Below are 14,348 nucleotides of genomic sequence, written 5' to 3'. Positions count from 1 at the left end.
GTAGGTGTAGGCGCAGCGAAAGCGAGTCTGAATAGGGCGATTGAGTTAGTTGCATTAGACCCGAAACCGAGTGATCTAGCCATGAGCAGGCTGAAGGTTGGGTAACACCAACTGGAGGGCCGAACCCGTATCTGTTGCAATAGATTGGGATGACTTGTGGCTAGGGGTGAAAGGCCAATCAAACTCGGAAATAGCTGGTTCTCCGCGAAATCTATTTAGGTAGAGCGTCGACCGAATACCCTCGGGGGTAGAGCACTGGATGGGCTATGGGGACTCACCGTCTTACTGATCCTAACCAAACTCCGAATACCGAGGAGTACTAGTCGGCAGACACACGGCGGGTGCTAACGTCCGTCGTGAAAAGGGCAACAACCCTGACCTCCAGCTAAGGTCCCCAAGTCATGGCTAAGTGGGAAAGGATGTGAGGATCCCAAAACAACCAGGATGTTGGCTTAGAAGCAGCCATCATTTAAAGAAAGCGTAACAGCTCACTGGTCTAAATAAGGGTCTTTGCGCCGAAAATGTAACGGGGCTAAAGCCATGCACCGAAGCTGAGGATGTGACAGTTGTAGTGACTGTTGCGTGGTAGCGGAGCGTTCCGTAAGTCTGTGAAGGCGGACCCGTGAGGGCTGCTGGAGATATCGGAAGTGCGAATGTTGACATGAGTAACGATAAAGGGAGTGAGAGACTCCCTCGCCGAAAGACCAAGGGTTCCTGCTTAAAGTTAATCTGAGCAGGGTTAGCCGGCCCCTAAGACGAGGCGGACACGCGTAGTCGATGGGAACCACGTTAATATTCGTGGGCCTGGTGGTAGTGACGGATCTCGTGTGTTGTACATTCTTACTGGATTGAATGTGCGGCGAAGAGGTTCCAGGAAATAGCTCCACCGTATAGACCGTACCCGAAACCGACACAGGTGGTCAGGTAGAGTATACCAAGGCGCTTGAGAGAACTATGTTGAAGGAACTCGGCAAATTGCACGCGTAACTTCGGAAGAAGCGTGACCCCATTTTACGCAAGTATGATGGGGTGGCACAGACCAGGGGGTAGCGACTGTTTATCAAAAACACAGGGCTCTGCGAAGTAGCAATACGACGTATAGGGTCTGACGCCTGCCCGGTGCTGGAAGGTTAAAGGGAGGGGTGCAAGCTCTGAACTGAAGCCCCAGTAAACGGCGGCCGTAACTATAACGGTCCTAAGGTAGCGAAATTCCTTGTCGGGTAAGTTCCGACCTGCACGAATGGCGTAACGACTTCCCCGCTGTCTCCAACATAGACTCAGTGAAATTGAATTCCCCGTGAAGATGCGGGGTTCCTGCGGTCAGACGGAAAGACCCCGTGCACCTTTACTATAGCTTTACACTGGCATTCGCCAAGGCATGTGTAGGATAGGTGGTAGGCTTTGAAGCAGGGACGCCAGTTCTTGTGGAGCCATCCTTGAAATACCACCCTTATCTTCGTGGATGTCTAACCGCGGTCCGTTATCCGGATCCGGGACAGTGTATGGTGGGTAGTTTGACTGGGGCGGTCGCCTCCGAAAGAGTAACGGAGGCGCGCGATGGTGGGCTCAGACCGGTCGGAAATCGGTCGTCGAGTGCAATGGCATAAGCCCGCCTGACTGCGAGACTGACAAGTCGAGCAGAGACGAAAGTCGGTCATAGTGATCCGGTGGTCCCGTGTGGAAGGGCCATCGCTCAACGGATAAAAGGTACGCCGGGGATAACAGGCTGATGACCCCCAAGAGTCCATATCGACGGGGTTGTTTGGCACCTCGATGTCGACTCATCGCATCCTGGGGCTGGAGCAGGTCCCAAGGGTATGGCTGTTCGCCATTTAAAGCGGTACGTGAGTTGGGTTCAGAACGTCGTGAGACAGTTCGGTCCCTATCTGCCGTGGGTGTAGGAATATTGACAGGATCTGTCCCTAGTACGAGAGGACCGGGATGGACGTATCTCTGGTGGATCTGTTGTCCTGCCAAGGGCATAGCAGAGTAGCTATATACGGAATGGATAACCGCTGAAGGCATCTAAGCGGGAAACCAACCTGAAAACGAGTGTTCCCTATCAGAGCCGTGGAAGACGACCACGTTGATAGGACGGGTGTGGAAGCATGGCAACATGTGAAGCTTACCGTTACTAATAGCTCGATCGACTTCTTCGTTCCCATTGTTCATGCTCATCAAAGATGAGCATCATCTGTTCTGTCCTGACGCGCATAGCGCTCCGGACGGGCCGCGCCACAGGGCGCGACGACCTCTGGTCTGTATGGCAAACATACGGATGGGTCGCAGAAAGACGTGTTAAATTAAATGAAGCGCAAGCTTCCCAGCTTCTCGAAACAACACTCATGTGAAAACATGAACTGTGTTGCGTTTTGCCGACCTGGTGGTTATCGCGGGGCGGCTGCACCCGTTCCCATTCCGAACACGGCCGTGAAACGCCCCAGCGCCAATGGTACTCCGTCTCAAGACGCGGGAGAGTAGGTCGCTGCCAGGTCTGCAAAACGCAACAAATATCTTCTCAGTCACAAAAAGGGCTTCAAGCCCTAATCAAAAGGCCGCTGAAGCGGCCTTTATGCTATAATAATGCAGCGCACAATGTGCCGAAACAAATCGGTCACCCAATTACGGTGCGTCCCTTAAAGGAGACAAATCGCCTTCGGCAATTTGACCCCAAACAGATCCGTCTTCGCTAAAGCAAAGACGGAAGCGCGACATTCGGCAGAGCCGAATGCGATGGTAACGCGGGGTGGAGCAGCCCGGTAGCTCGTCAGGCTCATAACCTGAAGGCCGCAGGTTCAAATCCTGCCCCCGCAACCAATATCTTCTAAGACTATCAACAACAAAGCCCTCCCATCCCGGAGGGCGTTTTGCGTTTAGGGCGTTGGATACCGCAAATGACTTGCCGGCGGTATATCCCTCACGGGCTCTGATAGTGTGCAGCTAGGCCCATATCCTGCTCCCGGAGCACTCTGCAACTCTATCTAACGATTGGTTCTGACGATCACGTTCTGCTTTGTCGTATCCCGGCAAAAACGAGGGCGCAAATTCAGAGTTGCTCGCGCCTATTCAAATCTCCCATAGTTTAGCTTTTCTAAACAAAAACCCATCAGTGGCGGGATTGTCTCTCTTTGTTGACGCGCAAATAATGAGATTTGTCAGAGGGATAAATTGAGGTGAGGCCTTGGGGCTGCAAATTGGTGAAGACCAAATTGCCAGCGAGTTTTGAGGAAGTTCTGCCTCCCGCGAAAACCTTTGATCGTCTGCAGGTTGAAGCAAGCCTTGATCGATCTCACGGGGAGGGCTCTCGAGGCGATCTGCAGATTTCCGGATATTGCAATCATCAGGACAAGCAAATCATGACGACCCGCCTGGATCCACGTTTTCGCCCGTTCGAGGTAAAGCGCAAGGTGCGCGAGAGTGCCACGATCACGTCTTTTTACCTCACGCCTGTCGATCCTGCGGATTGGTGTACTTTTGAGGCGGGCCAGTTTCTGACAATCCAGATACCGCATCCCGAAGGCGAAGAACCGCTTGTCCGGAATTACACGGTTTCGTCAGGACCAAATGAGGTCGGGGTCTATCGTATTACCGTGAAACGGGAGGCCGCTTTAACGCCCGATATGGCCGATGGTCTTGTTTCGTGCTGGCTCCATGACGCCGTTGAAGAGGGTGCGGTCATCCATATTGACAGGCCGCGTGGTGCCTTCAAACTCGACAAGGTCAGTCAGCGACCGGTTATTCTCTTGTCCGGTGGCGTCGGGCTGACACCTACGATTTCCATGTTGAAGGTCCTGGTTGCGGAAAGCGATCGGCCCGTCTGGTTCGTCCATGCCTGCGACGGGGCTGCTACCCATGCGCTGCGTGAAGAAGTACGGGCGCTCGCTGAACAGCGCAGCAACGTCCATATTCATTACTGTTATCGTTTTCCAACCGACGAGGATGCCAAAGCCGCGCTATTCCATTCCACCGGTTTCATCACTCGGGAGACCTTGCAGTCGCTTCTGCCGCTGGACGATTACGAAGTGTATATGTGCGGACCACCGCCGTTCATGCAGGCGATGTATGACCTGCTCCTCTCCCTCGGCTTGGAGAAAAGCAAGATTGCCTACGAGTTTTTCGGGCCTGCCTCCCTGCTTTCGCCATCGCAGCCGAAGAAGGAAGCAAACCTCAGCCTCAACGCCGCTCCGGTGGCGCCAGACCCGCAATATTCAGGCATCGAGATCGTTCTTGGAAAGTCAAATGCCAGATTCGAGTGGGATTCAGCCTCGGTATCCATCCTGAGCTTTCTGGAGAGCCGGGGTATTGAGCCAGCATTCTCCTGTCGCGCAGGTGTCTGCGGCAGCTGTGTCCAGGGCCTTGTGTCCGGCGACGTGCAATATGTGGAAGAGCCGCTGGATGACGTGCCATCCGGGCAGATTCTCCTCTGTTGTTCCAAGCCCGTGAGTTCAGTCGTACTCGACCTCTGAAACCAGATTCCAGCCTTTGTCCAAATCAGCGAGATCAACTCATGGCCGATACACTCAGACTCAACCCGCACGTTGCTGAACTCCCGCCTTATAATGCTGGAATGAATATCGCCGTTGCGCGAGGCAAGACGGGTTTGACCGATATTGCGGCCCTTGCCAGCAATGAGAATCCATATGGTTGCTCTCCGAAGGTAACCGCTGCGCTGGCCAGTCTCGACCCTTCCCGCTATGCGGATCCTGCCTGTGTGATCTTGCGTGATGCGCTCAGTCGAAAGCTCGGCGTTGCCGGAAACCGGATTGTCATTGGAAACGGCTCCGAAGAGATGATCGCTGCCGTTTGTCGCGCGGTCCTGCGTCCGGATGCTACCGTGGTCGCGATGATACCTGGTTTCGGCCTTCACGAAATCGAACCCAAGGCCAACGGCGCAAAAATTCTCAAGGTACCGATGAGGAAAGATCTTCGGTTCGATCTTGAGGCGATGACGACCGCATTGCGTGAAAAGCCATCGATATTTTTCATCTCCTCGCCTTCCAATCCCGTGGGCCCGGCGTTGCGACAGGATCAGCTCTCAAGCCTCATTGCAGCTGTCCCGAAAGAGACGTTGCTTGTTTTCGACGAAGCATATTTCGAATTCTGCGACGAGAATACGCCCGATGGGCTTAAGACACTGGCTGACAGCGCTATCTCCTGGGTCGTGCTCAGAACCTTCTCGAAGGCCTATGGGCTGGCTGGGTTGCGTGTCGGATATGCCGTGGCTTCAGATGAGCGGCTGGCACAGGCCATGTCATCTGCAAAGACACCGTTCAACGTCAATGCAGCCGCGCAATTGGCCGCAGTTGCCGCGCTCGATGACGAAAACTGGATGCGGGTTTCAGTCGAAAGCGTGGTCAAGGAGCGCAGGCGCATGGCTGCGGCGATCGCCTCGCTTGATCTTTTCGTTCCGGACTCTCAGACGAATTTTCTCTTCATCGATGTTGGTTGCGACAGTTCGATCGCTTTCGATCATTTCCTGTCCCATGGCGTCATCGTCAAACCCTGGAAAGAACCGGAGTTCGCCAGCTTCATTCGTGTGACCGTCGGGCTTGCTGCGGAAAACGACCGTTTTCTTGAAGCGTTACGCTCACTCAAAGACAAGCGTTCCGAGGCAAAAGTTGCGTCATGATCGAACACAATACCGCCTCGACACGGGATTTGTCCGCCGCGTTTCTCAATGAAATCGACCAGATTATCGGCATGCCGAACCTGAAACGCGGTGATGCCGTTGCCAATCTCGATTATGGCGTAACGCCTGCGAATTTCGGTGCGGACGCGGTTGCTTTCCCTTCATCTCCGCACGAGGTTGCGTCGATCATAAAAACTGCGGTTGCCCATGGTATATCGGTTGTACCACAGGGTGGCCGAACCGGGCTTGTTGGCGGGGGTGTGTCCGTCCCCGGTCAAATCGTGGTGTCGACCGCCCGGCTGAACCGGATCGTGGAAATCTATCCCGATGAGCGGGTTGCCGTTGTGGAGGCGGGGGTTACGCTTCAAGCGTTGCAGGCGGCCGCATCGGAGCATTGTCTCGAGCCAGGCATCGACTTGCCATCGCGTGGTTCTGCCACGATTGGCGGAATGGTCTCGACAAATGCCGGCGGGATTTCTGCTTTTCGATATGGGGTGATGCGACATCGCGTGCTCGGGCTGGAAGTCGTATTGCCTGATGGCTCGATATATTCCGACCTGACCCGCGTGGTGAAGAACGCCGCAGGATACGATCTCAAGCATCTCTTCATCGGGGCCGAGGGTACGCTTGGTATCGTGACAAGGGTTGCCATCAAGCTGGAGCCGGTTCCCGCAGCAACCGCCACCGCACTTTTTGGGTTTCCCTCCGTTGAAGCGGCTCTTGAGGCAACTAGGCTGGGGTTGACCGTGAGGTATGGCCACATGCGTGCGGCGGAAGCGATCTGGAATTCGTTTTTCTCCCTGACGGCGGGCGAGCACCTTTGGTCGGCGGCAGATTATGCCCCTGACTATCCCGTCAACCTCATCATGTCTCTGGGCGGCGGTGACGAGGAACAGCTTCAGATGGAGCTCGGCCGGATTTACGAGGAGCTGTATGAGACGTATCCGAACATGTCCGCTGTCGTCGCAACATCGAAGGCGCAGGAAGCAGAGTTGTGGCGTCTGAGGGAGGACACGGACCTTATCTATCGCAGATATCCGGCTGCGCCGTCCTTTGACGTCTCCGTCCCCTTGTCGCAGATCGGGGAATATGTGGCTCGTTGTGTACCGGAGCTTCGATCAATCGATCCTGGTCTCGATCCCTACCTCTTCGGCCACATTGCCGATGGCAATCTTCACATTGTTCTCAATGTCGCCGGGACAGCCCTGACGCCCGATAAGATTGCTGCCATCGAATCCGTTCTCTACTGCGACCTGACGCAATCGGGTGGTTCGTTCTCGGCGGAACATGGGATCGGCTCCAAACGCATTCATGCGTTGCGGGAGACAGCCAACCCGGTAAAATTTGCCTTGATGACGCAGATCAAGGCCGCAATCGATGGCGGACGCACTCTTAACCCCGGCAAAGTCACCGGCTGAGATGGCAACGCCACGCTCTTTAGGCGCGCGGCGCTGACACGACATAGGAGGCTACGGTTCAGTTCGCCAGAACGCCATTTTTTTGGCTGTCCAGGTGGCGATAGAGTCCATCGATGCGGGTGACAGGCAGTCATAAGGTTCGAGACTAATGGCCTTCAGCGCGCTTCGTGACGCATCAGATGTGCCTCAAGCATGCGGATGAGCATGACGAGGGTGAGGTTGATGACGAGGTAGATGGCACCGGCCAGGGCGAAAACCTCGAAAATCGCGAATGTCTGGCTCATCAGGCGCTTTGCATATCCCGTGATCTCGAGAACCGTGATTGTCGAGGCAAGGCTCGTACCCTTGACGACGAGGATCAGCTCATTGCCGTAAGCCGGCAGAGCCTGGCGAATGGCGAGCGGGAATTCGATCCGGCGGAAACGCATAAATGGTGACATTCCCGTGGCTTTGGCCGCTTCCTTGAGACCCGCGGGAACCGATAATAATCCGCCTCGCAGAATCTCCGATGTATAGGCGGCTGTGTTGAGCGCCATCGCCATGACCGCGCAGCGCGCACCATCACTAATCACCCACCACGTTATGGCATTGCCTTTGATAAAGCCAATTTGGCTAAGCCCGTAGTAAAACAGGAAAAGTTGTACAAGCAGCGGCGTCCCGCGAAAGACCATACTGTAATATTTTGCAAACCCGGCAAGGAAACGGTTTTCGGACAGCCGCATAAGCGCAAGACCAAGGCCGAGATTGAAACCGATCGCGACAGATATCGCGGTTATGGTCGCCGTTGTAGAAAGTCCTTTCAAGAGGAAAGGCATCGATGTTTCCAGAAATTCGATATCCATCGCGTTACTTCCTCGCCCTTAGTCTCACCAGGCGTTCGACCCTGTCGAAGCCAGCCTGGCTTATGATGGTGATCGCGAAATACACGACGGCTGCGATAAGAAAGAAAATCAGGGGATTGCGGGTGCTACCGGCGCCAACCGAGGCGGCGCGCATCAGTTCCTGCAGCCCGACAACCGATACCAGTGCCGTGTCCTTGATGGTTGTCTGCCAGACATTGTTCATACCGGGGATGGCAATGCGAAGCATTTGCGGGATGATGATGCGCCTGAAGATGCGGCGCCCGGGAATCCCCAGTGCGCGCGCAGCTTCTATGTGTCCCGTAGGGATGGAAGCCAATGCTCCCCTGATAACCTCGGTCGAGTAGGCGCCTGAAATCGTACCGATGGCAATGATGGCAATGATGAAGGCATATCCGCTGTCCGCAAGGGCAGCATATCCGAAAGCTGTGGCAACCTGTGTCACGAATTGCACGGAAGAAAAGAACAGCAGATAGATGATAAGCAGTTCCGGCACCCCCCGCACAAGAGAGGTATAGGCGTCTACCACAAGTGTCAGCGGGAATATCCGCGCCCACTTGATGACCCCGCACAAGGTTCCGATCAACGCACCGACAAGCATGCTGACCGTACCGACGGCAATCGTTATTGCGGCCCCCTGCAGAATGGCTCTTATCCAACCACCCTGCCAAACTAGGATCAGACTAGACTCCATTGGATTTGCCCTGGGTTTTGCTGCGCACTCCCTTGCCTTTTCGGCAGCGGACATCGTCAGCGTCTTCGACCGTGCGCACCCTGTCAGGTTGCGATTGAGTGGTTGCCCCGCACTTCTGGGAAGAGCGGGGCAGGCGTCTTAGTTGCAGGGTCTGGAGATATCCATCTTGAACCACTTCTGGCTCGCTTTGCCGATCGAACCATCCGCGACGAGCTCGCACAGTGCCTTGTCGATCTTCGTCTTCAGCTCGGTGTTCTCCTTGGCAATCCCGACGCCGATCCCTTCGCCGAGGGTGGAATCGAATTTGCTCTGAACTTTCACGTCGACAAACTGAAAGTCCTTGCCTTCGGGCTTGGCGAGAAAATCCTGAAGTGCAGAGGCGTCTGCAAATGCTGCCTCAACGCGGCCGCTTGCGAGATCGATCTGCATATTGTCAAGCGTGTCGTAGGTTTTGAGATTGGCGTTCGGCACCCGCTTTTCGATGAAATGGGCGTGCGTCGTGCCGGTTTGAACGCCGATCGTCTTGCCGTCCAAGCCCTTCAGCAAAGTGTCGATATCCTTGATGCCGGCGAGATCGGACGTCTTGGGAACGAGGAACATGTTTGCCAGCTCAGCGTATCCGACCGAAAAATTGATTTCCTTTTTTCGATCCTGGGTAATCGACATCCCGGAGATGATGACGTCGAAGCGCTTCGCCTTGAGGGCAGGGATCAGGCCATCAAAGGCCTGCACGACGAAGCGGCACTTCACGGCGAGCTTCGTGCAGAGCAGGTTGCCGACATCGGCGTCGAAGCCGGTTACGTTGCCGGCAGCATCGGCCATGCTCCATGGTGGATAGGCACCTTCTGTGCCGATCGACAATTCGCCTTCGGCAGCGTGCGCCGTGCTGACGCCTGCAAGAAGCAGGGCGAGTGACAGGACTTTCAGATTCATATGCGAATTCCCCTATTTGGTTATTTGTTAGGTTTGATTTGCCGGACACAGCGCCGGCACAGCGGATCACGTCATAACGTTCGCGACAGGAACTGACGCAGGCGTTCCGATCGCGGATTGGTGAACAATTCCGCCGGGGTACTCTCTTCCTCCACCTTTCCTTTGTGTAAGAAGAGAATCTTGTGCGATACCTCGCGCGCAAACTGCATTTCATGCGTCACGAGGATCATGGTATTGCCCTCTTCTGCCAGCTGACGGATCACGCGCAGCACCTCTCCCACAAGTTCGGGGTCGAGAGCGGATGTCGGTTCGTCACAGAGGATGACTTTTGGCCGCATGGCCAGTGTTCTTGCGATGGCCGCACGTTGCTGCTGGCCGCCGGAAAGCTGCCCGGGATATTGGGCATGCTTTTCCGACAGTCCCACTTTCTTCAACAACTGATGGGCATGGTCGATTGCATCCTGGCGACGCTCGCCAAGAACATGGACGGGAGCCTCGATGATGTTCTCAAGCACGGACATGTGGGGCCAGAGATTGAAGTTCTGGAATACCATTCCCACGCGGGCGCGAATTCTTTCGACCTGGCGCATGTCTGCTGGCTGCGAACGGCCATTCGCTCCGCCCTTCATTCGTATTTCCTCGCCATCAACGACGATCGTTCCACTGCTGGGCTGTTCGAGCAGGTTTATACAGCGCAAAAACGTGCTCTTGCCGGAACCTGACGAGCCGATCATGGAAACGACTTCGCCGGGATCGGCACTCAGCCCCACGCCCGACAGGACTTCGTGCGTGCCGAAGCTTTTGTGGAGATCATGAACTTCAACGGCTGGCCGTTCATGGCGTTTGGTGTTGACAGGCACGGCCGGTGGCCAGTCGCTCACCAAAGCCGGAGCGGTTGCGCCCTTTGAAGCCGGGGGAGTAACCGAGGCAAGTGCGGTCAGCGCGCGGTCGAAATATCGCAAGCTTGTCCCAAGACAGTTCTGCTGCCATTCGGGATCGTCAGGAATGAACGCAGTTCTCAGCGTCTTCTTGATTTTCTGCCCAAGCGGAGATTCGATATTCCCGAAAAGATGCAGCCAGTTATCGGCCTGCACGGCGTCCATCACCACCGGGCCTTCAAGGGTTCCGCATTCGATTACCAGCGGCAATACGCGGCTCTCCGGCAAGGATTTGCAGACCGCTGCTGAAACGTAACCCGTAGCCGTTGCCGCAATGCCGGTATCGGTCGTTGCGCCCTTGCCGGTCATCACGACCGCGAGTGCGTGTCCATAGGTTTTCCTGCCCCATTCCAGACCGGCATGGTCCTCTTCCGCCACGGATAGCAGCGCGGGGTATCCGTAGGGGCCTGCACCGGTGTGAAGATCGAAGACGATGACATCCGACGCGCCACTGACGAAAGTGCTCAAAATATCGTTGAGGGTGCGGTTCGACCATGTCGGGCCGTTGCCGCCATAAAACAGTCCGTCTGGAAAGTCGTATTGGCCTGCTTCGACAATCGCGGCGATCCCGGCGTGACCGTTTAAAGCGGCCTTGGCATCTCTCAGCAGTTGATCGGCACGGTCACGATCGGGCCCATCCCACTCGGCGCAGACAAATGCATCATGGAGTGCGGCGTATCGTTCGTTTCGTGGAACGGCTCTCTTCCAGTCAACGAAGTTGCGGTTGAGATCGACATTGTCCTCGTTGACCCGTCGGCTCCATGCTGTTCCCCACGGGTTGATCTGATGGATCATCACCACAGCCGTATCGGGAGGAAGCGGTAACGGGTTGTTTGCGGCAAGCCATTCAGCCTGGCAAGCCGATCCGAATTGCCCCTCAATTCCGTGCGTGCCGGACAAGATGACGAGTTTTTTTAACGCGTTGCGTTCGCCCAGATATGCAACATCCGTGAAAAGGTGCTCTCCACCTGGGCCATGCAGTGGATGCTTGTATTCGAACAACGCAGCATTCGACCGGCGCGCGGCGGAAAGAAAACGTTGCCGCAGCACATTATAGTCCACTGAATAGAGCTCAGGCTGCCTGATGTGGCGCATCAAGGATACTCCCGATTTGTGGCTGGCGTCGGCTTTTGCCGATCACCAGCTATGTTCCCGGTTATTATTTTTTTGCCATCTCCGCCTGACCCATCTGAGCAGGCGAAGACCATATCGTTAGTCATTCCGGCGCAGGCGCTTACTCCGCGGCAGCGACGACATTCATGGTCTCGCTATCGATCATCTGTGAAAGCTTGCGTCTGAACCGCAGCGGCCCGACATCGATCTTCAGATCGAGGTTTGGCGTCTTCTTGTTCGCGATCCCGTGATGGACCGCCTCCAGCACGACACGGTCTTCCTCGAATGCGCCGCGTACGGATGTCGCGAAGCGCGCTGAAACGTCCGGGTCATCGGGCGCGAAATTTCGCATCTGAAACCAGTAATACTTCGTGCGGTTCTCATCGACTGGCGTCATGAAATTGTAGCTGTCCATCAAGAACGTGTTGGCCGGCAATTCGCGGCCTTCGCCACCGGAGCCTGATGGTGCAAAGATGGCCTTGATGATGGCATTGCTGGGGTAGCGAACCTCGTAATGCTGCTTTCGATCGCATTTCCCCTCAAATTGCAGGAACGGTGCGTAGAAGGGGGCTGGATCCGAATCCAGCATCCAGCGCCAGACGACGACGCCATCGCTTTTCACCGTTGTTTCCAATGGTGTTTCTTCGCAGGCGGAACTGGCGAACGAGCTCTGATGCACCCATGCGACGTGGGATGGGTCCAGCAGATTGTCCGTCATGTAGAGGTAATTGCAGTTGATCGTCATCGACTCGCCGCGATTGACGCCCCAGGACGGATCACCGAAATGTTCGACATGGAAAATCTCTGCGGGATCGGCTTTCGCGGCCTCACCCATCCAGACCCAGACGAGCCCGTAACGTTCCTCCACCGGGTAGGAGCGGACGCAGGCCACATGTGGAATACGCTCTGCACCCGGCACGCGGGTGCAGGCGCCGGAACAGTCGAAGGTCAGTCCGTGATAGCCGCATTCGACGTCATCGCCCTTGATACGCCCCATGGACAAGGGGAGCTTGCGATGGGGACAGGCATCTTCAAGCGCTGCAAGCTTGCCGTTCTGAAGACGATAAAGAACGATATTTTCGCCGAGCATCGTTACGGGTGTCAGGTCTCGTCCGATTTCGTGATCCCAGGTGGCGACGTACCAAGCATTCTTGAGAAACATTTTCTTCCCCCGTTCTCGCTTTAATCGGAACAGTATTTTCCTTGTTGCGATGCGGGACAAGCGGATTTTCGTTGCGTTTTTGTTTAGAAAAACTTAACAAAAAGCAGAACTGGAGATACTCTATTGGCTATGCCCCCACTCCATGCCCTGCAAGCTTTCGAAGCCGTAGGAAGGTGCGGCACGATGAGCACGGCTGCCAAAGAACTGGGCGTAACACCCAGTGCCATCAGCCAACAGGTGCGCAAGCTTGAGAACCATCTCGGCGTTACGCTTCTCGAACGTATCGGGCGCCGGGTGGAACTGACGTCCTGGGGTGTTCTTCTTCACAAGGAAGTTGCCAAAGGCTTCAGCCAGCTCAATCATTCCGTTGATGTTCTCGAACGGGCGCGGAGCCAGACCGGCATCGTGCTGACTGCGCTCAGCTCGGTGGTGAACAAGTGGATCGGCCGCAAGATCTTCGAGTGGCAGGCCCTCTATCCCGAAGCCAATGTCCGTATCATCGGCAAGGATGACGAACCCAGCCTGTCGGGCGGCCAGAGCGATTTCCGCATAACCTATGGAAAGCGGGCAGAGGTGCACGCGCATTTCGTGCCGCTTTATACGGATTGGGTGGTTCCCGCATGTTCGCCGCGTCTACTCGGGGGACGGACGTTATCAGCGGCCGCCGACCTTCTCAAATTCCCTTTGCTCAATATCGAGTGGGAAGCCCATTACAGCCGCCCGCCACAATGGAGCGAGTGGGCGCAGCTGGTTGGCGCGACCGTGAATGAAAAACTCTCGAGCCTGTTTTTCGCGCTGTCGAGCAACGCAATCGACGCTGCGGTCAACGGACACGGATTCGTGCTGGCTCAGGTCTCGATGATTGAGGACGAGTTGCAGGCCGGTACTCTTGTTGTCCCTTTCGACATCCGCCTTCCGCTTCCCGAGAGCTACTATCTGGCATGGGATCGTTCCGTTTTCGATAAGCCCTACGGAAGAGAATTTCATATGTGGGTGTTGGGGATCGCGAAAAAGCAGTCTGTCGCATCGTCCCCGAACCGCAGTGCGTGACTAAGGGCCTACCGGTCGGGATGTCACCTTCGCATGTGTTGATATTCTCCGCGCCAGTACAGAAGTGGCCGGGCATCGTCATGCGTCCTTATCGACCGGACGAGGCCGATCAGGATCACATGGGATCGATGGATAATCGCATCTTCGAGTTCGCAGTCCAGACTTGCCAGAGCGCCATCCAGCGCAAGGCCGCCTGACGCCATCGCGTGCCAGACGGCGCCATCGTAGCGGCTGGCACCCTTAAGGCCATTAAAACCCGAGAATGATTGGGCGACGTTTTCCTGACCTTCAGCGACGACGTTGACGCAAAACCGTCTCGCCTTCTCGACGATTTCCCAGGATGAGGACCCGCGATTGAGCGAGACCATCACCGTCGGGCCATCCGCAGAAAGTGCTGTGACGGATGTTGCGGTGAAGCCGGTTCGTGTTTTACCCGTGCCTGTCGTGATGACGCAAACGGCACCCGCCAGATTCCGCATGGAGGATTTGAAGAGGTCAGCGCCCGGAGACGGCACCTGCATTTTCATCTGGTCCACCATGATCGGCATCCT

General features: G+C 55.7%; 10 protein-coding genes, 1 tRNA gene and 2 rRNA genes (1 of these 13 only partly in view). 7 read left to right on the top strand and 6 right to left on the bottom strand.

Annotated features, from left to right (window positions below):
- The 6 genes from CRO62_RS16190 to CRO62_RS16165 form a co-directional block, all read left to right on the top strand.
- A 23S ribosomal RNA gene (locus tag CRO62_RS16190) occupies positions 1–2,159 on the top strand; it begins 648 nt to the left of the window's first position.
- Positions 2,160–2,379: 220 nt separating this feature from the next.
- A 5S ribosomal RNA gene (gene rrf / locus CRO62_RS16185) occupies positions 2,380–2,494 on the top strand.
- Between the two features lie 246 nt (positions 2,495–2,740).
- Positions 2,741–2,817: transfer RNA gene (locus tag CRO62_RS16180), tRNA-Met, on the top strand.
- A 539-nt stretch (positions 2,818–3,356) separates the two neighbouring features.
- Entirely contained in the window at positions 3,357–4,466 is a 1,110-nt protein-coding gene (locus CRO62_RS16175; RefSeq protein ID WP_097103069.1) for a 2Fe-2S iron-sulfur cluster-binding protein, read from the top strand.
- A 41-nt stretch (positions 4,467–4,507) separates the two neighbouring features.
- Entirely contained in the window at positions 4,508–5,629 is a 1,122-nt protein-coding gene (gene hisC, locus CRO62_RS16170; protein WP_097100880.1) for a histidinol-phosphate transaminase, read from the top strand.
- A complete protein-coding gene (locus CRO62_RS16165) occupies positions 5,626–7,047 on the top strand; it encodes an FAD-binding oxidoreductase (protein ID WP_097100879.1) in 1,422 nt (473 codons plus the stop codon). Before hisC ends, CRO62_RS16165 begins: the two co-directional genes overlap by 4 nt.
- Positions 7,048–7,202: 155 nt before the next feature.
- On the opposite strand, the gene CRO62_RS16155 is transcribed toward CRO62_RS16165, so the two are convergent.
- From CRO62_RS16155 to CRO62_RS16135, 5 genes are all read right to left on the bottom strand, one after another.
- Positions 7,203–7,889 carry an ABC transporter permease gene (locus CRO62_RS16155; RefSeq protein WP_097100878.1) on the bottom strand — a complete coding sequence of 229 codons (687 nt, stop codon included), beginning with the start codon at positions 7,887–7,889 and terminating at the stop codon, positions 7,203–7,205.
- A 4-nt stretch (positions 7,890–7,893) separates the two neighbouring features.
- Positions 7,894–8,601: an ABC transporter permease gene (locus CRO62_RS16150; protein ID WP_035198759.1), complete on the bottom strand. Its 708-nt coding sequence runs from the start codon at positions 8,599–8,601 to the stop codon at positions 7,894–7,896.
- Positions 8,602–8,739: 138 nt separating this feature from the next.
- A complete protein-coding gene (locus CRO62_RS16145) occupies positions 8,740–9,534 on the bottom strand; it encodes a transporter substrate-binding domain-containing protein (protein WP_003514202.1) in 795 nt (264 codons plus the stop codon).
- 71 nt (positions 9,535–9,605) lie between these two features.
- Complete coding sequence (locus CRO62_RS16140; RefSeq protein ID WP_097100877.1) at positions 9,606–11,567, bottom strand: DUF2817 domain-containing protein; 1,962 nt, start codon at positions 11,565–11,567, stop codon at positions 9,606–9,608.
- Between the two features lie 139 nt (positions 11,568–11,706).
- The gene (locus CRO62_RS16135) at positions 11,707–12,747 is read right to left on the bottom strand and encodes an aromatic ring-hydroxylating dioxygenase subunit alpha (RefSeq protein ID WP_013636820.1); all 1,041 of its coding nucleotides are present in this window, start codon (positions 12,745–12,747) and stop codon (positions 11,707–11,709) included.
- A 129-nt stretch (positions 12,748–12,876) separates the two neighbouring features.
- On the opposite strand from CRO62_RS16135, the gene CRO62_RS16130 reads away from it, so the two are divergent.
- Complete coding sequence (locus CRO62_RS16130; protein WP_097100876.1) at positions 12,877–13,797, top strand: LysR family transcriptional regulator; 921 nt, start codon at positions 12,877–12,879, stop codon at positions 13,795–13,797.
- Positions 13,798–13,820: 23 nt separating this feature from the next.
- Here CRO62_RS16130 and CRO62_RS16125 read toward each other — a convergent pair whose 3' ends face one another.
- Positions 13,821–14,336 carry a flavin reductase family protein gene (locus tag CRO62_RS16125; RefSeq protein ID WP_097103067.1) on the bottom strand — a complete coding sequence of 172 codons (516 nt, stop codon included), beginning with the start codon at positions 14,334–14,336 and terminating at the stop codon, positions 13,821–13,823.
- Positions 14,337–14,348 lie beyond the last annotated feature (12 nt).

Origin of the sequence: Rhizobium sp. AN6A (assembly GCF_900215635.1) — a bacterium.
GTDB lineage: Bacteria > Pseudomonadota > Alphaproteobacteria > Rhizobiales > Rhizobiaceae > Agrobacterium > Agrobacterium tumefaciens.
This window is presented reverse-complemented; position numbering and strand designations above follow the sequence as displayed.